Here is an 18,996-nt window from a genome sequence, read left to right on the forward strand (position 1 = left end):
TGAGCGGCCATCGCGGCCGTCCGCCGGAGGAGGAACGATGACCGAGAACCAGATGACCGAGAACCAGATGACCGAGAACCAGATGACCGGGAACCAGGCGCTCGACCACGAGTTCAGCGCCGTGCTGCAGAAGAGCGCGAGCCCGGGTGGCTGGACCTACGTGGTGATGCCCGGCTCCGCGGAGTTCTTCGGCACCCGTGGCCTGGTGAAGGTCTGCGGCACCGTGGACGGGCAGCCCTTCCGCAGCTCGTTCATGGCTCTCGGGGACGGTACCCACAAGCTCCCGGTGAAGGGGGAGCTGCAGCGGGCGATCGGCAAGGGCCCGGGCGAGACGGTCACCGTGCGCCTCACGGAACGGATCAGCGGCCGCTGACGGTCGGCGGACGGGTGCGCGGGCGGCGATCATGCCGCTACGCTCGGTTGGGTGATCTGTCCGAAGTGTCAGCAACGGATGCATACCGTCGACCGCCATGGCGTGCACATCGAGCAGTGCCAGGGCTGCCGGGGGATCTTCCTCGACCGTGGCGAGCTCGAGCAGATCGCCAACGCCGAGCGGAGCTTCTACGGGGGCCACGGGGGTGTGCCCGGCTACGCCGACTCGCCCCCGCCCTACCAGCGCCACGGAGGCGGTCACTACAGCGACTCGCCGCCCCCGTACCAGCGCGGCCGCTACAACGACTCGCCGCCGCCCTACGGCCACCACGGGGGCCACAAGCGCCGCAAGGGGTTCCTCGACGAGCTGTTCGGCTGAGCCGGGGTTGCCGAGCCACCCGGAGCAGCTCCCGGTCGACCTGCAGATCTGCCTCGGGTGCGGCACCCGGTTCACCGAGCCGGTGGTCGCCCCCGACGCCCCCGTGCTGATCTGCTCCTGCGGGCACCGGCAGCCGTTCCACAGGCTGCCGCTGTTCGCGCTCACCGGGCCGAGCGGGGCCGGCAAGTCCACGGTGGCCCGCCTGCTGCCGCAGGAGCTCGGGGACGTCGCCGTCGTGGTCGAGCAGGACGTGCTGTGGACCGCGGGCCTGCAGGACCCGGCCGGCGACTTCGCGGACTTCCGCCGGACCTGGCTGCGGATGGCGGCGATGATCCACCAGAGCGGCCGGCCCGTGGTGCTGGTGGGCACGGTCGTGCCGGAGCAGTTCGAGCGGCGCCCGGAGCGCACCTTCGTCGGCGAGATCCATTACCTGGGCCTGGTGGCCGACGCCGACGCGCTGCGGGCCCGGTTGCGCGCCCGGCCGGCGTGGCGGGGGTGGGACGAGGCGCGGATCGCCGAGACGGTGGAGTTCAACGAGTGGCTGCGCCGGGAGGGGCCGGGTCTGGAGCCCCCGGTCGAGCTGGTCGACACGACCGCGGTGGGGCTGGCCGATACCGCGCGCCGCGTCGTCGCCTGGGTGCGGGCGCGGGCGGGTGACCGGTAGCTCAGCGGTACGCGCCCGTGCACGTGTAGGCGATCACCCGCGCGCCCTTGCCGGGAGCCGAGCGCTTGGCCTCGCGCTCCGCCTCGGCGCGGGACGCGGCGTAGGCCCAGCCCCACGCGCGGTTCGAGGCCTGGGCCACGGCGGCGCAGCCGTTCGTCACCCGGACCACCTCCTGGCAGTCGCGCGCGTCGCAGCCGTCCACGGCCGCGCTCGCCGCGGCGCCACCGCTCGGCTGCTCGTAGGACCAGCCCACGTTGCCGGTCTGCACAGACACCGCGATCGCGGCCCACGTGCCGGGCGCGGCGCTCGCCGGGGTGGCCCCCATGATCGAGGCGCCGGCGGTGAGCAGCGTGACGACGGCCGCTCGGGTGATCGTGGAACGGATGGGCCCCATGGTCGTTCTCCCTCGGTGTCACCGGGCTGATGACGGGGACGACCACGGGAGGTGCGGATCGGTTGGGGCGGTTCACGCCCGGTCGTAGTGGAGCACCACGGTCCCGCTCTCGAGGCTGCGCGTGCTGGTGAGCGTGAAGCTGGTGGGGCTGAACCCGGCGGTGAACAGCGGGACGCCTGCGCCGGCCACCACCGGGTAGACCTTGAGGACGAGCGCGTCGATCTCCGCGAGCAGCGACCCGGCGAGCCGGGACCCGCCGATGAGCCAGATGTCCTTGCCGTCCTGCGCCTTCAGCTCCCGGATCCGGTCGACGACGCCGGTGGGGACGACCTCGACGGCCGGGTCGGCGCTCGTCGCCGTGGTGGACACGAGCAGCTGTTGCAGGTGCGCGTACGGGCTGGTCACGCCGATGTCGAGCGCGGGCTGGAACGTGGTGCGGCCCTGGATCCCGACGTCGAAGTTCGGGTTCGGGACGTCCACCCCGAGCTGTGTGCGCACGTGGGTGGGCAGGGTGTCCGGGTAGTCGGTGGTGATGAAGTCGATCACGTCCGGGGTGACGGGGTAGAAGTCGGCGCTCCCGTCGGGGGCGGCGATGTACCCGTCGATCGACATGCCGACGTAGTAGACGAGCTTTCGCACGGTTCGACCTTCCACTATGTATGTAGTGGTTTGACCGTAGTACTACAGTCGAAGTGGTGTCAACGCGAGGAGGGGTCGGCGGATGCGGCAGAACCCGGCGCGGCGGGCCGCGCTCCTGGACGCGGCCATCGAGGTGCTCGCCCGTGAGGGCGCCCGTGGGCTGACGTTCCGCGCGGTCGACAGCGAGGCGCAGGTGCCGATCGGCACCGCGTCCAACTACTTCAAGAGTCGCGACGAACTGTTGACCCAGGTCGGGTCGCGCTTCTACGAGCGGCTGGAACCCGACGCGGCCACCCTCACCGCCGCGCTCGCCGGTCCCCGCGACCGCGCGCGGGTCACCGAGCTGATGCACGGCATCGTCGACCGCGTCACCGCGTTCCGCTCCGGGTACCTAGCGCTGCTGGAGCTGCGCCTGGAGAGCACCCGCAGGCCCGCCCTGCGGGAGCTGCTCAGCGAGCGGATCCGCGCCGACGTCGACACCAACATCCGCTACCACGAGGAAGCGGGCCTGCCCGGCGACGCCACCACGGTGGTGCTGCTCTACCTGGCGCTGAACTGGCTGATCCTGGAACGGCTCACGCTCCCGGCCGTCTTCCCCGAGGACGGCGACCACGACCTGGTCGCCGAGCTGGTGGAGCGGGTCCTGCCCTGATCACGGGTCGAGGAGGCGGGCGAGCACGGCGCGCACCTCCTCGGTGCCGGGCGGATCGGCCGAGGCGAAGCAGCGCAGGAACAGCCCGTCCACGGCGGCGGCCACCCCGGTGCGCACGGCCGGGTCGGGGGCGTGCGGGGTGAGGAAGGCGTCCACCGCGGCCGGCCAGCGGTCGGCCTCGGCCCGCAGGTCCGGACGGCGGGCGGCCATCAGGAGCAGCTCGTACTCGGCGGCGACGTACGCGCGACCGGCCCCGGTGCCGTCGGTGATCAGCCGGGCGAGCGCGGCGACGGGGTCGGCGTCGCGGGCGCAGGCGTCGAGCCGGGCCAGGTAGGTGTCGTTGGCGGCGGCGAGGGCCGCGACCAGCAGGTCGTCCACGGCGGGGAAGTAGTAGGTGACGGCGCTGGCGGGCACCCCCGCCTCGCGGGCCACCACCCGCTGGCTCACGGCCACGACGCCGTCGCGCGCGATCACCCGCATCGTGGCGTCGATGAGCAGCCGCCTGCGCGCCTCGCCCTTGCGCCTGCGCCCGTCGGTGGTGGTGGTCACCGCGCGGCTCCCAGCTCGAGGGCGAGCACGCCCGCGATCACCAGCGCGATGCCGCCGATCTGGACCGGTGTCATGCCCTCGCCGAAGAACACCACGCCGGCGACGGCGACGAGCGCGACCCCCGTCGCTGCCCACACGCCGTAGGCCACGCCGATCGGCATCCCGCGGGCGAGTGCCTGCGAGAGCAGGCCGAACGCGGCGACGTAGCCGATCACGACCACCAGCGAGGGCACGAGCCTGGTGAACCCCTCGGAGAGCTTCAGCGAGGTGGTGGCCACCACCTCGGACAGGATCGCGCCGGCGAGGAAGAGCCAGGGCATGGGGACCTCCGGGAGGAAAAACTTGGTCGTTCGCTCCACATTCTAGCCGGGGGGTGCGTGCGGAGGCCGGGTGCGGGTGGCATCGTCACGGCGTGCTCACCCCGACCCAGCTGCTCGAGCTCGACCGCAAGCACGTCTGGCACCCCTACGCGCCGATGCCCGGTGTGCGCCCGCCGTACCTGGTGGAGTCCGCGCAGGGGGTGCGGCTGCGGCTCGCCGAGCCGGTGGACGGCAGGCACGAGCTGGTCGACGGCATGGCGTCGTGGTGGTCTGCGATCCACGGCTACGCCCACCCCGTGCTGGACGAGGCCGTGCGCGACCAGCTCGGGCGCATGAGCCACGTCATGTTCGGCGGGCTCACCCACGAGCCCGCGATCCGGCTGGCCACCACGCTCGTCGAGATCACGCCCGAGCCGCTGCAGCACGTCTTCCTCGCCGACTCGGGCTCGATCTCCGTCGAGGTCGCGATCAAGATGTGCCTGCAGTACTGGCGCTCCCGCGGCCGGCCCGAGCGGCAGCGGCTCCTCACCTGGCGCGGCGGCTACCACGGCGACACGTGGCACCCGATGTCCGTGTGCGACCCCGAGGGCGGGATGCACCACATCTGGGCGGGCGCGCTGCCGGAGCAGGTCTTCGCCGACGCCCCGCCCCGGGAGTTCGAGCAGGCCTACGTCGACCACTTCGCGGACGTGCTCGCGCGGCACGCCCACGAGGTCGCGGCCGTGATCGTCGAGCCGGTTGTGCAGAACGCGGGCGGGATGCGCTTCCACTCACCCCGCTACCTGCAGGCGCTGCGGGAGCTCGCGGACGCCCACGACGTGCTGCTGGTGTTCGACGAGATCGCCACCGGCTTCGGCCGCACCGGTGAGCTCTTCGGCGCCGACCACGCCGGCGTGAGCCCCGACGTGATGTGCGTCGGCAAGGCCCTCACCGGCGGCTACCTCACGATGGCCGCCACCCTGTGCACGCCCGCGGTGGCCGACGGGATCTCGCAGGGGGAGTTGTCCGTGCTGGCCCACGGGCCCACCTTCATGGGCAACCCGCTCGCGGCCGCGGCGGCGAACGCGTCGATCGGCCTGCTGCTCGACGGCGACTGGCGCGCCGGCATCGCCCGGATCGAGAAGGGGCTGCGCGAGGGCCTGGAGCCGGTGCGGGAGCTGCCCGGCGTGCGCGACGTGCGGGCGCTGGGCGCCATCGGCGTGGTGCAGCTCGACCACGAGGTGGACGTGGCCGCGGCCTCCGCCGCCGCCGTGCGCGAGGGGGTGTGGCTGCGCCCGTTCCGCGACCTGGTCTACACGATGCCGCCCTACGTCACCGACGACGAGGACCTGGCCCGAATCTGCACGGCCGCGGTGGCCGCGGCCGCGGCAGGCTGACCCGCGCCGTCGGACGAACGGCACCTTCGTACCGCTCTATCGTACGAAGGTGCCGTTCGTCCGGATCGCGCGTGGCTACAGCCGGCCGTACTTGTTGTAGACGTCGATCACCGGGACGCCGGCCTGCACCTCCTCGCGGACCTTGTCCTCGATGTCCTTGGCCTCCTCGGACTTCGCGAGCACCTCGTCGAGCGCGTCCGCCGGGATCACGAGCACGCCGTCCTCGTCGCCGAAGATCCAGTCGCCCGGCTCGACGCGCACCTGGCTGGTGAGCGAGCCGGTCATGGAGATCGGGACCTGGATGTCGTGGATCCGGGAGCGGCGCAGCGACTCGATGGGCGAGGTGTAGCGGGCGAACACGCCGAGGCCGTCGATCTCGCGGACGAGCTTGCCGTCGCGGATCCCGCCGTCGATGACGACGCCGGTGGCACCGCGGGCGCGGCTCGCGTTGCTCATGAGCTCGCCCCAGATCCCGCTCCGGCGTTCACCCGAGGCCCCCACCACCACCACGCAGCCGTCGTACATCTGCGTGAACACGCCGAAGTCGGCGAGCTTGGTGTTCGGCGGCAGCTCGTCGCGCTCGCGCATGTCGGGTCCCGCCATCACGGTGTAGGCGGGCCCGGCCACCTGCATCGAGCGGTCGAGGGGGGCGATGCCCAGGTCGAGGCACTGGTTGGGCAGCCCCATCTCGTCCATGATGTCGTAGACGACCGCGGTGTAGAGCGACGTGAGCCGTTTGGCCACGTCCGCGTGTGCGGTGGTCACTCGAAGATCCCGAACCCGGGCACGGCGTGCTTGCGGACGCCGTCCATGTTGAGCTCGACGCCGATGCCGGGGGTGTCGGGCAGGGTGATGTAGCCGTCCTTGACGATCGAGCCGCTGCCGTCGGGGGCGTACACATAGCTGTCCCAGACCTCGCGCTCCTCGAGCGCGTGCCACTCCTGCACGAGGAAGTTGGGGATGGCGCCGCACTGGTGCGCCGTGGCCATCGTGCCCAGCGGCGTGGACACCAGGTGCGGGGCGAACGGCACGTAGTGCATCTCCGCCAGGTTGGCGATCTTCTTGGCCTCGGCGAGGCCACCGCACTTCGGCACGTCCGGCTCGATCACGTCGACCGCGCCCTTCTCCAGCAGCTCCCGGAAGCCCCACCGCAGGTAGAGGTTCTCGCCCACGCAGATGGGGGTGCGGGTCTGCGCGCGCACCCGCACCAGCGCGTCGATGTTCTCGGCCGGGATCGGCTCCTCGAGCCACATGAGGTTGAACGGCTCGAGCTCCCACGCGATCTTGCAGGCGCTCGGCACGTCGTAGCGGGCGTGCAGGTCGATGGCGAGGTCGACGTCCGGGCCGATCGCCTCGCGCACGGCCCCCACCCGCTCCACCATCGAGCGCAGCTCGGCGGCGTTGACGGTGTGGTTGAACTCGTCGTACTTGGCCGGGTGGTGCAGGTCGTCGATGTCGAACTTGATCGCGGTGAAGCCCTCGGAGACCATCCGCTGGGCGCGCTCGACGCAGCCGGACACCGAGCCGTTGGGGTCGTCACCGTCGCCGCAGTCGGCGTAGAGGCGGATGCGGTCGCGGAACTTGCCGCCGAGCATCCGGTGCACCGGCTGACCCGCCGCCTTGCCCGCGATGTCCCACAGCGCCAGCTCGATGCCGGACATCGCGATCACGAACACGCCCGCCTGCGGGCCCGCGAAGACGCGGCGGCGCAGCTTCTCCCAGCACCGCTCGACGTTGCGCGGGTCCTCCCCGATCAGCAGGTGCTTGAACTTGTCGATCAGTCCCACCACGCCGCCGGCGCCCGAGTCCGGGTTCGCCTCGCCGTAGCCGGTGATGCCCTCGTCGGTTTCGATCTTCACGAGCGTGGCCTCACCGTGGTACGCGACCACGGCCGTCGTGATGTTGACGATTCTCATGCTGCTCCTTCTGACGGAACTTCCCCCAACAGAACTGCCCGTGCCCTAGCCGATCAGCTGGCCGCCGGACACGTTGATCTCGATGCCGACGGCGTGCCGGGCGCGGTCGGAGGCGAGGAAGACGACCCACGCGGCGACGTCGTCGGGCTGGCCGACGCGCCCGATCGGCGTGGCGTCGCGGATCCGGTCGTAGGCCCCCGGCTGGGAGAGCCATCCCTGGGTCATCGGGGTCTCGATGTTGCCCGGCGACACACAGTTGACGTTGATGTTGTGCGGTGCCGCGAACCGCGCCAGGTCCTTCGTGTAGGCGAGGATCCCGCCGAACGCGGCGTCGTAGCCGGGGATGTTCGCGACCGTGCCGTGCGCCGTGAAGGAGCACATGTTCACGATCTTCCCGTAGCGGCGCTCCATCATCCCCGGGAGCACGGTCTGGCAGCCGAGGAAGACGCCGGTGAGGTGCCCGTCGATCTGGCGCCGCCACTCGTCGTCGTCGGTGTCGAGGTGCCCGCTCACCGGGCCGGGCGCAGGGCCGGCGATGTTGCACAGGACGTCGACGGGGCCGAGGTCCTGCTCGACGCTGCGCAGCAGCTGCGCCCAGCCGTCGCGGCTGCTCACGTCGAGGTGGTAGCCGCGGGCGCCGGTCAGCTCCTTCATGGCGTCCACGACGCCCGCCTCGTTGATGTCGGCGCCCGCCACCAGCGCGCCCTCGGACGCGAAGATCGTGGCGGCGGCGCGGGCGAACCCGGAGGCAGCCCCCGTCACGATCACGACCTTGCCGTCGAGTGAGAGGTCCACGAGTCTCGATCTCCTTCCGGTCGGTACGGGTCAGCCGCGGACAGCGCCCGCGACGAGGCCCTTGACGAGGTAGCCCTGCGCGAACCACACGAAGAGCAGGGTCGGGACGACCATCAGCACGCCTGCGGCGGACATCGGTCCCCAGTCGATCCCGAACTGGGTGACGAAGTTGGTGAGGCCGACCGGCAGGGTCTGGGCGGCCTCGCTCGAGGTGAGGGTGAGCGCGAGGAGCAGGTCGTTCCAGGTGAACAGGAAGGTGAGCACGGCGCTGGCGGCGATGCCCGGCCCGATGAGCGGTGCCACGACGAACACGAGCTTGCGCAGCACGCCCGCTCCGTCGATCTCCGCCGATTCCTCGATCTCCTTGGGCAGGTCCTGGATGAAGGCCATCATCAGCCAGATCGCCACCGGCAGCTTGGAGGCCGCGTGGGTGAGCACGAGCCCGAGCACCGTGTCGAGCAGGCCGATCCCGGAGAACACGGAGAACAGCGGGATGGCCAGCGCGATCACCGGGATCATCCGCATGATCAGCAGCACCGTGATCACGACCTTGACCCCGGGCAGCCGGAACCGCGCGAGGACGTACGCGCACGGCAGCGCGAGCACGGTCACCAGCGCGACCGTCGACAGCGAGACCACGACCGAGTTCCAGACGTAGTCGGCCATCTCGTACTCGGTGAAGACCGTGACGTACTGGTCGAGCGTCACCGAGCTCGGCAGCAGCTGCACCGGCACCGCGAACAGCTCGTCCGAGGTGCGCAGCGACGTGATCAGCAACCACACCAACGGGAAGATCGACAGCAGCACGGTCAGCACGAGCACGACGTAGCGGGCGGCCAGGCCCACGGTCGCGCCCGTCCGGCGCGTGCGCACCGGTGCCGGCCGGGTGGCCTCGAGCGTCACGCCTGCCATGCCGACCCCCGTCCGGTGAGCCGCGGGAGCCCGTACAGGAGCGCGAGCACCAGCAGCGACAGCACGAGCGCCACGTAGGAAACGGCCGCGGCGTGACCGAAGTCGACGCTCTGGAACGCCAGCTTGTAGGCCTCGACCGTGAGCAGGTTCGAGGCGTTGCCCGGCCCGCCCTGGGTCATCAGCCAGACCACGTCGAACGTCCGGAACAGGTCGATGATCCGGATCATCATCGCGATCACGACGACCGGCCGCATCAGCGGCAGCACGATCGCCCAGAACGTGCGCCACGCGGACGCGCCGTCCACCGCCGCCGCCTCGAGCGGCTCGCGCGGGATGGCCTGGAGCCCGGCGAGGAACAGCAGCACCAGCAGCGGCGTGTTCTGCCACGCGCTGGCGATGATCACCGAGATCAGCGCCCACCCGGGGTCGGACAGCCACGGGATGGCCGGGAGCCCCAGCTTCACGAGCACGGCGTCGATCAGCCCGTACTGCTCGTTGAACAGCCACCGGAAGTTCAGGCCGACCACGGCGGGCGCCACCATCGGCGGGATCAGCAGGAGGGTGCGGGCCGGCCGCAGCCCGCGCAGCTTGCTGCTGAGCAGCACGGCGATCGCCATGCCGCCCACCACCTCGATCACGAGCGACGCCACGGTGAAGACCACCTGGTTGCGCAGCGTCTGGCCGAACGAGGTGCCGGTGAACAGGTCCGTGTAGTTGCCCAGGCCGAGGAACGGGCTCTCCGCGGAGTTCAGGTCCCAGCGGAAGAAGCTCATGACGAACGAGTGGCCGAGCGGGTAGAGGAAGATCACCAGCATCAGCAGGATCGCCGGCGCGGCGAGCGTGTAGCCGGTGAGCCACTTCGGCGTCACCCGCGAGTGCGGGGCCACCGGCGCTCGCGGGCGTGACATCTGGGAGGTCGCCATGGTCAGCGCAGCGCCCCCGCCTGCTGCAGGATCCGCGTGCTCTCCTCGGCGGCGGCGTCGAGCGCGGCCTGCGGGCTCATCTGGTCGCTCAGCGCGTTCTGCACCGCCGTCTGCACGACCGTGGAGACCTTGTCGAACCCGGGGACCTTGGGCCACTCCTTGCCGTTCTCGATCGTGGTGCGCAGGTCGGACAGCCACTGCTGCTCCATGCCCTGGGCCTGGCCGATCACCTGGTCGGCCGTGGACATGCGGCTCGGGTAGTTCTTGAACTCCTGGTACTGGTCGACCAGCGCCTCGGGGGTGACCGTGTACTTCAGGAACTGGGCAGCGGCATCCTTGTTGCGCGAGTACTTGTTGATCGCCAGGCCGTGCGAGATGGCGCAGGACGTGCCGGTCTTGTGGCTCGGCAGCGGCGCGGTGGCGAAAGCGTCCGACACGGTGGACAGCGACGGGTCGCTGAAGCTCGCGAACGCACCCGGCCAGTCGAAGACCGCGGCGCACGTGCCGTTGGTGAAGCCCGCGGAGTTCTCGTTCCACTGGTAGGTCACCACGTCCGAGGGCGTGATGCGGTGCTGCTGGATGAGGTCGCGGTAGAAGGTGAGCGCCTCGACGCCCGCGGCCGAGTTGAACGTGACGTTGTTGTTCTGGTCGAGCCATTCGCCGCCCGCCTGCCACAGGAAGTCGGCGAACTGGCGCTGGGCCGGGTCGCCCTGGCCGGGCAGGACCAGCCCGAACTCCCCGCCCGCCGTGAGCTGCTGACCTACGGCCACCAGCTCGTCCCACGTCTTCGCGGGTTGCAGGCCCGCGGCCTCGTAGCGGTCGCGCCGGTAGTACTGGGTGCGCGCGTCCATGTTGCGCGGGATCGCGGCCAGCTCGCCGGTGGCGGGGTTGGTCATGTACTGGATCGCGACGGGGAAGAAGTCGGCGAGGTCGGCTGCGTCGAAGTGGTTGTTGAGCGGTTCGAAGTGGGGGAAGAAGGCGCCGATCTGCGCCGTGTGCGTGCTGTAGACGTCGTACTGCGTGCTCCGCGCCGCCGCGAGCGTGATCTCCTTCGAGGTGAGCGGCGTGAACTGCAGCAGGTCGTACTTGACCGTGATGCCCGTCTGCTGCGTGAACGCCGAGGTGACCTTCTCCCAGTAGGCGGGGTAGCGGTCGCCACCCGTGATCAGCAGCGCGTTGATCTCGTTCTCGTCGCCGCCCCCGCCGCCGCAGGCCGCCAGGAGCGGCGCGGCCGCGGCTCCCGCGGCGAGCGCCATCGAGCCACCGAGGAACCGGCGCCTGCTCAGGTCACTGGACATGGTGCGTACCTCCCATGGGAACCTCCTCGTCGAGGTCTTTCCGGCCGAGGTCCTTCAGTTGTGCGTGCAGCTGCCCCGGCACGGCGCACGAGCGCAGGAACTCCGCGCACGCGCCTGCCGGGTGGTAGTCGGGCTCGAACCGGTCGCCCTTGCGGTGGTCGCGCCGGGCCGAGCGCGGTGAGGGCGCGACGAACCAGCCGCCGTGCTCGTGGTCCACCAGGTGGGTCAGCGCGTGTTCCCACGCGCGGTCGGCGAAGACCCGGTACCCCTCGTCGCCCGTGCGCTCGAGCAGCACGGCCGCCGCCCCGATCGCCTCGGCGGGCGCCCAGTAGGCCGGTTCCGGGTGGCTCGTGGTGAGGTCGCGGCGCAGGCCGCTCGCGAACCCGCCCTCCCCGGGGAGCCAGCCGTGGTCCCAGGCGAGCCGGTGCAGGTGCACCGCCTGCGGCAACAGCCAGTCGGCGGGGTGGTGGCGGGCGAGGATCCCGAGCAGCTTCGCCCACTCCACCTGGTGGCCGGGCGAGATCCCGAACGCGCTCTCGACGCTCGCCGGGTCGCGCGGCCGGTCGTCCCAGTCGGGGGACCAGTCCTCGCGGTAGTTCTCCCAGACGAAACCGCCGATCGCGGCCGGGATCTCGTGGGCGAGGGTGTCCGCGATGCGGTAGGCGCGCTGCAGGTCGTCCTGGTCACCGGTGGCGTCGTACGCGGCGAGGTAGGCCTCGCAGAGGTGCATGTTGGCGTTCTGGCCGCGGTAGGGCGACACCGCCGTCCAGTCCACCGAGGCCGAGTTGATCGCCAGGTCGCCGCCGCGCAGCAGCCGGCCCGCGCAGATCTCGCGGGCCTCGTCGAGGAGATCCTTCCCACCCGGCACCCCGGCCCGGGTGGCCATCGCGCCCGCGAGCAGCACGAACGCGTGCCCGTAGGCCTCCTTGTGCGGGTCGGCCACCTCGACGTCGCGGCCCGTCACCCGCAGCACCCAGTGGTAGCCGCCGTGCTTGCGGTCCCGGTGGGCACGGGTGAGGAACTCCAGCGCCTCGGCGGCGCACTCCGCCGGCTGCGTCCCCACGTCGTGCAGCACCCCGAACGCGAACTGCACGACGAACCGGGCGCTCGCCACGAGGTGGCGGGTGCCGTCGCCTGCGGGCGTGCCGTCGGCGAGCACCTGCGAGACGAAGCCACCCACCCCGCGGTCCTGCGTGCCCGACCAGAAGTCGAGGATCTCGCCCAGGTGGGCCCGCACGACGTGGGGCGCGCGGAAGGCGACGGCGGGGGTGGCAGGGTCCAGGTCCACGGGCGTGCTCGCCTCCTCGGGTCGCCGGCGCTGGGACTGGAGGCGGTGGTCGACCGCCCGGGGGGTCGCGTCCCGGCGGCGGGGTTTTCCGAGGCCGGGGGTGCGGATGTCAGCTTGTCCTATAAGCTGATGACATGCACAGGAGACAAGAGTCGTCGGACGCTGTCAAGGTCCGGACTCTCCCGGTGCAGGTGGCCGCTCACCTGACCCGGCGCATCGTCAACGGCGAGATCGCCGAGGGGCGCGCGCCGTCCGAGCTGGACATCTCCCGCGAGTTCGGCGTCTCCCGTGTGGTCGCGCGCGAGACGCTCAAGATCCTCGCGTCGCTCGACATCGTCGACATCGCGCAGGGGAGGCGGGTCACCGTCCGGCCGCGCGCCGAGTGGGACTACCTGAGCCCGCTGCTGGTCGAGTGGCTGCCCGAGGAGCTCGTCGACGAACTGCTGCAGGAGCTTCTCCAGGCGCGGGTGCTGCTGGAGCCGGAGCTCGCCGCCATGGCGGCTGCCGCCATCACCGACGAGACGCTGGCCCGGCTGCGCGCCGCGATCGACCGGATGGCGGGTCTCGAGGACGACCCGGACGCCTACCTCGAGGTCGACCACGAGTTCCACATGGAGATCTGCCGGGCGGCGAACAACCGGATCCTCGACCGGATCATGTACTCGGCCCGCTGGCTGGGCACCGCGAGCCGCCGGGTCACCAACCAGGCGAGCCCGGACAGCCTGCGCCGCGCCACCGAGGCGCACGCCGAGGTCTTCGCCGCGCTCGAGGCTCGCGACCCGGAGACGGCCCGGGCCACCATGCGCGCCCACCTGCAGCGCAACTCGCCGATCCTCGCGGCGAAGGAGCAGGAGACCAAGCGCGCGGCCACGTGGCGCGACGCGCCCGCCAGCACCGCCGACGAGGAGTAGCGGCCCACCGCGCTCGTCGGCGGTATCCGGATTCGAAGGGGAGGACGGAGCAGGGATGGCAGCGGTGAGTGGGGATCCGATCCGGCTCGGCCTGATCGGCACAGGGTTGGCGGTCGAGCAGTTGCACTGGCCCGCGCTGCGCCGGATGCCGGACCGGTTCGAGGTCACGGCGTTCGCCGAGCGCTCGCCGGAGCAGGCGCAGCGGTTCGCCTCCTACGCCGGGGTCGACGACGGTCGCCACCACGAGGATCACCGCGACCTGCTCGCCCGCGACGACGTCGACGCCGTGCTCGTGTCGGTGCCGATCCCGCTGTTGCTCGGGATCGCGCGCGACGTGCTGGAGGCGGGGAAGCACCTGCTCTGCGAGAAGCCCACGGGCACCGACGAGGAGCAGGCCAGGGCGTTCCTGGAGTTCGAGCGCGAGTTCCCCGACCGCGTGGTGCTCGTGGGGGAGAACTACTTCTACCGCGACGACATCCGGCACGCCCGCGCGCTGCTCGACGACGGTGCGATCGGCAAGCTCCACCTGATGGCCTACCGGCGGGCCGGTCAGACGGTGCCGCGCGCGGGCCGGTTCACCAGCACGCCGTGGCGGCAGCGCCCGCAGTACCGCGGCGGGGTGCACCTGGACGCCGGCGTGCACGACATCGCGCAGATCCGGGTGCTCTGCGGCGAGGTGCTGCGCGTGCACGGTGCGGTGCAGTGGGCCAACAGCACGATCGACTCGCCGTCGGACCTGGCGCTGAACCTGACCTTCTCCGGCGGGGCGATCGGCAACTACACCGCCTGCTACTCCGAGATCCCGGTGCCGCCGGAGCCCAACGACATGCGCCTCTACGGCACCGAGGGCGTGCTCGTGCTGTCGGGCCCGGAGGCCGAGCGGCGCGTCACGCTCATGCGAGCCGACGGCACCACCCGCACCGACGTCTTCCGCGGCATCGACAACGGCTACTACGGCGAGCTCTGCGACTTCTCCGACGCCGTGCGCCACGGCGGGCCCGTGGTGGGCACGATCGCGCAGAGCGTGGCCAACATGCGGATCGTCCTCGCGGCCCTCGACTCGGCCGAGGAGTCGGCGGTCGTCGCCCTCGACAGCCCCGTGGAGGGGGGTGTTCCGCTGTGGCGCCCGCGGGGCGCGTCCGGGCTCTTCGACGGGCTTCCCGGCACCCGGGAGATCTCAGAGAACTGACCGTTGACATGTGCCCGATGCCCTTTTAGTGTGACCGCGATCGCACTACACGGCACGGCGTTCTACTAGATGAAACGGCACAGCTCGCTCCCGGCTTTGCAGGACGGCTGAGGGCTGCCCACAGGCGCCCGTCCCCCTGGCTTCATCGGCAGTTCCACCACCCCGAAGACATCTGGCTCACCGCAAGGACGCGGGAGGAAAAGTCATGGCTCAACAGTCCGGCTTCGTTTGGTCGAGGCGGAAGTTCCTGGGGATGAGCGCGATGGGCGCCGTCGGCCTCACGGCCTGCGCCGGCTCGCCCCCCGGCCCGCCCCCGGTCGACGTGCAGGTCCCGAAGGAGATCCTCGACGCCGCGGCGCCGTACCGCGGTGGCTCCGTGGGGATGCTGTCCCAGAAGCTCTACTCCGACGCCGCCAACGCGGCGCTCGACCGATCGCTGCAGGCGTTCGCGCAGGCCACCGGCACCACCGTGTCGAACGACCTGGTGTCCGGCGACTCCGGCGACATGGTCGCCAAGATGGACGCCGAGGTGCGGGCGGGCACCGCCCGCGACATGGCCTTCATGAACGACGAGCGGTTCGTCGGCCAGCTGCAGAACCTCGGCGACCTCGAGGACGTCACCGACGTCGTCGAGGAGATGAAGACGCTCTACGGCGCGCCGGCCACCGAGGCCGAGAACTTCTGCGTGTTCGACGGCCGCTGGTTCGCGATCCCGTACCACTTCATCGCGGCCGGGATGTACCTGCGCAAGGACTGGTACGCGGAGAAGGGGATCCCGCTCAAGCCCACCTACACGTGGGAGGAGCTGCGCGACAACGCGCTGGAGGTCTCCGACCCGGCGCAGCGGCGCTTCGGCTGGGGCATCACGATCAACCGCTCCGGTGACGCCAACGGGTTCATCGAGTCCGTCATCAACGCCTACGGCGGCGCGATCGCCGACAACACCGGGCAGAAGGTGGTGTTCAACTCGCCGGAGACCGTGGAGGCGGTCTCGTTCATCGGCGACATCTACACCAACCCGAAGTGGGAGCCGATGCTCCCGCCCGGGATCGAGAGCTGGACCGACACCGGCAACAACGAGAACTGGCTCGCCGGCATCATCGGCCTCACCAACAACCAGTACAGCATCTACGCCGACTCCAAGACCAAGGGCAACCCGGTCTACGGGAACACCCACCCGTTCAACGGCGCCATCGGCCCGGCGCTCGACCGGCCGCTCGCGTTCGGGTCGTCGAACTCGTTCGTGATCTTCAAGGGGGCGAAGAACCCCGACCTCGCCAAGCAGGTGGCCAAGTTCATGGTCAGCGGCTCGGCGCTGCTCGGCGTCGCCAAGGAGGCGCCCTGCCTGGTGAACCCCTCGTGGGAGAAGGTGTGGGACTCCGACCCGTACTACACCGACGGCGACCCGGCCTACGCCGCGATCCGCGAGCAGACCAAGACCCCGATCCCGCTGACCACCAAGACCGGCTACTCGTTCCCCCAGCCCCCGAGCCCGGGTGAGCAGGCGGCCGTGGCCGCGTACCTGCTCACGGACATGATGCAGGCCGTCGTGCAGGGCACCCCGGCGGCGCAGGCCGTGGCCACCACGCACGACCGCATGGTGCAGATCTTCGAGCAGCAGGGCTACCGGCAGTGACGGTCGTCGAACCGAAACCCACCCCGGTCAGGTCGACGTCGACGGCGGCGACCTCGCTCTCCGGTGCGCAGCGCTACCTCGGGCGCGACTGGCGGCTCGCCACCGCGTTCCTCGCGCCCACCGGGCTGCTCATCGCGGCGCTGATCCTCTTCCCGATCGTCAGCTCGGTCTTCACGAGCACCACCGAGCGGCACGGCGCCGAGACCGTGTTCGTCGGGCTGGACAACTACACCGCGCTGGTGGACGACCCGGTGTTCCACACCGGCGTGATCAACTCGTTCGTCTTCACCGCGTACGCGGAGATCTTCAAGGTCACGCTCGGCCTGATCGCGGCGCTGATGCTGCACCACATGCGCCGCGGCCGGGCGGTCCTCGCCGGCATCATCCTGCTGCCGTGGGTGGTGCCCACGGTCGTCACGGCGTTCACCTGGCGCTCGCTGTTCGACCCGATCTTCGGCAGCGTCAACACGGTGCTCACCGCCACCGGCGTGGGCCCCGCGCTCGCCTCGATCGGGCTGGTCGACTCCTGGCCGGCGGAGTGGCTGTCCAACCCCGCGCTCGCGATGCCCGCGGTGATCCTGGTCAACGTCTGGAAGGGCATCCCGTTCTTCACGGTGACGTTCCTCGCCGGGCTCAAGGCGATCGACGCGGGTCTCTACGAGGCCGCGATGGTGGACGGCGCGTCGCCGTGGCAGCGGTTCCGGCACGTCACGCTGCCCGGCCTGCGCCACGTCATGATCGTCACGGTGTTGCTGTCGTCCATCTGGACGTTCAACAACTTCGACCTGATCTGGCTGATGACCCAGGGCGGGCCCGGTGACGCCACGGCCCCGTACGTGATGGTGGCCTACTCGAAGGCGATCCAGCAGCTGCAGCTGGGCGCCGGCGCCGCGGTCACGCTGGTGATGCTGCCGATCGTCGGCATCCTCGTGCTGATCCTCGTGCGGCTGATGCGCCGCAGCGACGCGCCGGGTGGCGGTGCCGAGACCAGCAGGCTCACGCCGGCGCAGCGCAAGGCGATGCCGTGGGTGATCGTGGCCGTCAGCGCGCTGCTGCTCGTGTGGTCGTCCCCGCACATCGTGTGGAAGGCCGCGGTCGTGCTGGGCTTCTTCGTCGTGTGCGCCGCCATCGTCGGGCGCGTCGTGTCCTCGCTGGCCGCGCGCGGCAACCAGCAGGCGGCGCGGGTGGTGAACGGCGTCGGTTCGGGCGTGGCGCTCGTCGGGCTGCTGGCCTTCGTGCTGGCCCCGCTGTACTGGATGACGGTCACGGCGTTCAAGTCCGACACCCAGATCGTCATGCGCACCAACGACCTGTGGCCCACCCCGTGGAGTACCGAGCAGTTCACCAACCTCTTCACGGGGCGGGCGTTCGGCACCTGGTACCTCAACACGATCCTGGTGGCCGGGGCGTCGACGATCATCGCGCTGATCTGCGCCGCGCTGGCCGGCTACGCGCTGGCCCGGCTGAAGTTCCGCGGCTCGGAGAGCTTCACGGTGACGATCCTGCTCACCTACGTGATGCCCGGCGCGCTGCTGTTCATCCCGCTCTACCAGATGATGAGCGGCGTCGGCCTCAACGACTCCCTGTGGTCGCTGGTGATCACCTACCCCACATTCACGCTGCCGTTCGCCACCTGGCTGCTCGTGGGCTACTTCAAGTCGATCCCGGCGGACCTCGAGGAGTCGGCGCTGGTCGACGGCTGCACGCGGTTCGGCGCGTTCGTGCGCATCGTGCTGCCGCTGGCGAAGCCGGGCCTGCTGGCCGTGGCGCTGTTCACGCTCACCAACGCGTGGAACGAGTTCCTCTTCGCGTTCGTGTTCATCACGCGCAACGAGTACATGACCCTGCCGGTCGGCATGCAGTCGATGATCTTCGGTGACGTCGTGCCGCAGGGGCAGCTGGCCGCGGCGTCGCTCCTGATCAGCATCCCGGTCGTGCTCATGTACGCCTTCGGGCAGCGGTTCCTCACCGAGGGCCTGACTGCGGGTGCCGTCAAGGGATGACCTCTGCTCCTCCCACCCGGCGGGGCCGGGCAAGTGCCGCGGGGACGTCCGTCGAGAAGGCGATGCGGATCCTCGAGGCACTTGCCCTGCCCGACGGGCCGCACCGGCTGATGGACGTGGCCGAGCACGCGGCCGTGCCCCGCTCCACGGCGTACCGCGTGCTGGCCACGCTCACCGCCGAGGGGTTCGCCGAGAACTGCGGGGAGGGGCGCTACGGGGTCGGCGGGCGCCTGTCCGGTCTCGGCGCCCGGATCGTCTCGGCGATGTCGGCCGGGGTCGGTCCCGCGCTGCACCGGCTGCAGCAGGGCGCGGGCGGCAACACGGTGCACCTCGCGGTCCGCGTCGGCGACCATGCCGTCTACCTGCACAAGGTCGACAGCGACAAGCCCTACGAGATGCGTTCGAGGGTCGGCCACGAGCTGCGCCTGCACTGCACCGCGATCGGCAAGGCGATCCTCGCCCACCTGCCGCGCGACGAGGTGGAGGCGGTGATGGCCTCGGCCGGGATGCCGTCCCGCACGCCGGCCACGATCACCGACCTCCCGGCGCTGCACGCCGAGCTCGCGGCCGTGCGGGAGCACGGCTACGCCCTCGACGACGAGGAGAACGAGCCCACGGTGCGCTGCCTCGGCGCCGCCGTGCTCGACCGGACCGGTCGGCCCCGCGGCGGCGTGAGCATCTCCACCGTGACCTTCGCGGTCGACCGGGAGGAGCTGCTCAGCTACGTGCCGCTCCTCCAGGACACGGTGCACGCAATCACTGACCTGATCTAGGAACCCC

The 18,996-nt window shown here is 71.0% G+C and carries 21 protein-coding genes; 10 read left to right on the top strand and 11 right to left on the bottom strand.

The window, feature by feature from the left end; translation table 11 throughout:
• Window positions 1-82 precede the first annotated feature (82 nt).
• Genes ACFPL3_RS08325 through ACFPL3_RS08335 form a run of 3 tightly spaced genes read left to right on the top strand, consistent with a single transcriptional unit; the run spans window position 83 to window position 1,415 of the window.
• Window positions 83-373 carry a DUF1905 domain-containing protein gene (locus tag ACFPL3_RS08325; protein WP_343943316.1) on the top strand — a complete coding sequence of 97 codons (291 nt, stop codon included), beginning with the start codon at window positions 83-85 and terminating at the stop codon, window positions 371-373.
• A 51-nt stretch (window positions 374-424) separates the two neighbouring features.
• Window positions 425-751, top strand: a complete 327-nt coding sequence (locus ACFPL3_RS08330; protein ID WP_343943242.1) for a TFIIB-type zinc ribbon-containing protein — start codon at window positions 425-427, stop codon at window positions 749-751.
• 7 nt (window positions 752-758) lie between these two features.
• The gene (locus ACFPL3_RS08335; protein ID WP_343943241.1) at window positions 759-1,415 is read left to right on the top strand and encodes a P-loop nucleotide/nucleoside kinase family protein; all 657 of its coding nucleotides are present in this window, start codon (window positions 759-761) and stop codon (window positions 1,413-1,415) included.
• 1 nt (window position 1,416) lies between these two features.
• Here the strand turns inward: ACFPL3_RS08335 and ACFPL3_RS08340 are convergent, their stop codons facing one another.
• Together ACFPL3_RS08340 and ACFPL3_RS08345 are read right to left on the bottom strand one after the other, a co-directional pair.
• Window positions 1,417-1,809 carry a DUF4189 domain-containing protein gene (locus ACFPL3_RS08340; protein ID WP_343943240.1) on the bottom strand — a complete coding sequence of 131 codons (393 nt, stop codon included), beginning with the start codon at window positions 1,807-1,809 and terminating at the stop codon, window positions 1,417-1,419.
• Window positions 1,810-1,881: 72 nt separating this feature from the next.
• Window positions 1,882-2,448 (bottom strand): dihydrofolate reductase family protein, encoded by a 567-nt coding sequence (locus ACFPL3_RS08345; RefSeq protein WP_343943239.1) that lies wholly within the window; start codon window positions 2,446-2,448, stop codon window positions 1,882-1,884.
• 82 nt (window positions 2,449-2,530) lie between these two features.
• Here ACFPL3_RS08345 and ACFPL3_RS08350 point away from each other — a divergent pair, with 82 nt between their 5' ends.
• On the top strand, window positions 2,531-3,100 hold the full coding sequence (locus ACFPL3_RS08350; protein WP_343943238.1) for a TetR/AcrR family transcriptional regulator: 570 nt from the start codon (window positions 2,531-2,533) through the stop codon (window positions 3,098-3,100).
• Here ACFPL3_RS08350 and ACFPL3_RS08355 read toward each other — a convergent pair whose 3' ends face one another.
• Together ACFPL3_RS08355 and ACFPL3_RS08360 are read right to left on the bottom strand one after the other, a co-directional pair.
• Window positions 3,101-3,649, bottom strand: a complete 549-nt coding sequence (locus ACFPL3_RS08355) for a TetR/AcrR family transcriptional regulator (protein ID WP_343943237.1) — start codon at window positions 3,647-3,649, stop codon at window positions 3,101-3,103.
• The gene (locus tag ACFPL3_RS08360; protein ID WP_343943236.1) at window positions 3,646-3,969 is read right to left on the bottom strand and encodes a DMT family transporter; all 324 of its coding nucleotides are present in this window, start codon (window positions 3,967-3,969) and stop codon (window positions 3,646-3,648) included. Before ACFPL3_RS08360 ends, ACFPL3_RS08355 begins: the two co-directional genes overlap by 4 nt.
• Window positions 3,970-4,061: 92 nt before the next feature.
• Here ACFPL3_RS08360 and ACFPL3_RS08365 point away from each other — a divergent pair, with 92 nt between their 5' ends.
• Entirely contained in the window at window positions 4,062-5,345 is a 1,284-nt protein-coding gene (locus tag ACFPL3_RS08365) for an adenosylmethionine--8-amino-7-oxononanoate transaminase (RefSeq protein WP_343943235.1), read from the top strand.
• A gap of 75 nt (window positions 5,346-5,420) precedes the next feature.
• Here ACFPL3_RS08365 and ACFPL3_RS08370 read toward each other — a convergent pair whose 3' ends face one another.
• From ACFPL3_RS08370 to ACFPL3_RS08400, 7 genes are read right to left on the bottom strand one after another with little or no spacing between them, the layout of a single operon-like run.
• Entirely contained in the window at window positions 5,421-6,110 is a 690-nt protein-coding gene (locus tag ACFPL3_RS08370; RefSeq protein ID WP_343943234.1) for an RraA family protein, read from the bottom strand.
• Window positions 6,107-7,261 (bottom strand): mandelate racemase/muconate lactonizing enzyme family protein, encoded by a 1,155-nt coding sequence (locus ACFPL3_RS08375; RefSeq protein WP_343943233.1) that lies wholly within the window; start codon window positions 7,259-7,261, stop codon window positions 6,107-6,109. Before ACFPL3_RS08375 ends, ACFPL3_RS08370 begins: the two co-directional genes overlap by 4 nt.
• A gap of 45 nt (window positions 7,262-7,306) precedes the next feature.
• A complete protein-coding gene (locus ACFPL3_RS08380; RefSeq protein ID WP_343943232.1) occupies window positions 7,307-8,056 on the bottom strand; it encodes an SDR family NAD(P)-dependent oxidoreductase in 750 nt (249 codons plus the stop codon).
• A 30-nt stretch (window positions 8,057-8,086) separates the two neighbouring features.
• Window positions 8,087-8,968, bottom strand: coding sequence for a carbohydrate ABC transporter permease (locus ACFPL3_RS08385; RefSeq protein WP_343943231.1), 882 nt, complete (start codon window positions 8,966-8,968; stop codon window positions 8,087-8,089).
• On the bottom strand, window positions 8,956-9,876 hold the full coding sequence (locus tag ACFPL3_RS08390) for a carbohydrate ABC transporter permease (RefSeq protein ID WP_343943230.1): 921 nt from the start codon (window positions 9,874-9,876) through the stop codon (window positions 8,956-8,958). Before ACFPL3_RS08390 ends, ACFPL3_RS08385 begins: the two co-directional genes overlap by 13 nt.
• A gap of 17 nt (window positions 9,877-9,893) precedes the next feature.
• Entirely contained in the window at window positions 9,894-11,189 is a 1,296-nt protein-coding gene (locus tag ACFPL3_RS08395; RefSeq protein WP_343943229.1) for an extracellular solute-binding protein, read from the bottom strand.
• Window positions 11,179-12,477, bottom strand: a complete 1,299-nt coding sequence (locus tag ACFPL3_RS08400) for an AGE family epimerase/isomerase (protein ID WP_343943228.1) — start codon at window positions 12,475-12,477, stop codon at window positions 11,179-11,181. Before ACFPL3_RS08400 ends, ACFPL3_RS08395 begins: the two co-directional genes overlap by 11 nt.
• 134 nt (window positions 12,478-12,611) lie before the next feature.
• Here ACFPL3_RS08400 and ACFPL3_RS08405 point away from each other — a divergent pair, with 134 nt between their 5' ends.
• The 5 genes from ACFPL3_RS08405 (at window position 12,612) to ACFPL3_RS08425 (ending at window position 18,989) form a co-directional block, all read left to right on the top strand.
• Window positions 12,612-13,388, top strand: coding sequence for a FadR/GntR family transcriptional regulator (locus ACFPL3_RS08405; RefSeq protein WP_343943227.1), 777 nt, complete (start codon window positions 12,612-12,614; stop codon window positions 13,386-13,388).
• Between the two features lie 55 nt (window positions 13,389-13,443).
• On the top strand, window positions 13,444-14,577 hold the full coding sequence (locus ACFPL3_RS08410; protein ID WP_343943226.1) for a Gfo/Idh/MocA family protein: 1,134 nt from the start codon (window positions 13,444-13,446) through the stop codon (window positions 14,575-14,577).
• Between the two features lie 205 nt (window positions 14,578-14,782).
• Window positions 14,783-16,213: an extracellular solute-binding protein gene (locus ACFPL3_RS08415; protein WP_343943225.1), complete on the top strand. Its 1,431-nt coding sequence runs from the start codon at window positions 14,783-14,785 to the stop codon at window positions 16,211-16,213.
• The gene (locus tag ACFPL3_RS08420; protein ID WP_343943224.1) at window positions 16,210-18,216 is read left to right on the top strand and encodes an ABC transporter permease; all 2,007 of its coding nucleotides are present in this window, start codon (window positions 16,210-16,212) and stop codon (window positions 18,214-18,216) included. The genes ACFPL3_RS08415 and ACFPL3_RS08420 overlap by 4 nt, the downstream gene beginning before the upstream one ends.
• Entirely contained in the window at window positions 18,213-18,989 is a 777-nt protein-coding gene (locus ACFPL3_RS08425) for an IclR family transcriptional regulator (RefSeq protein WP_343943223.1), read from the top strand. Before ACFPL3_RS08420 ends, ACFPL3_RS08425 begins: the two co-directional genes overlap by 4 nt.
• The last annotated feature ends 7 nt before the right edge of the window (window positions 18,990-18,996 follow it).

Source organism: Pseudonocardia zijingensis (genome assembly GCF_042657305.1).
GTDB lineage: Bacteria > Actinomycetota > Actinomycetes > Mycobacteriales > Pseudonocardiaceae > Pseudonocardia > Pseudonocardia zijingensis.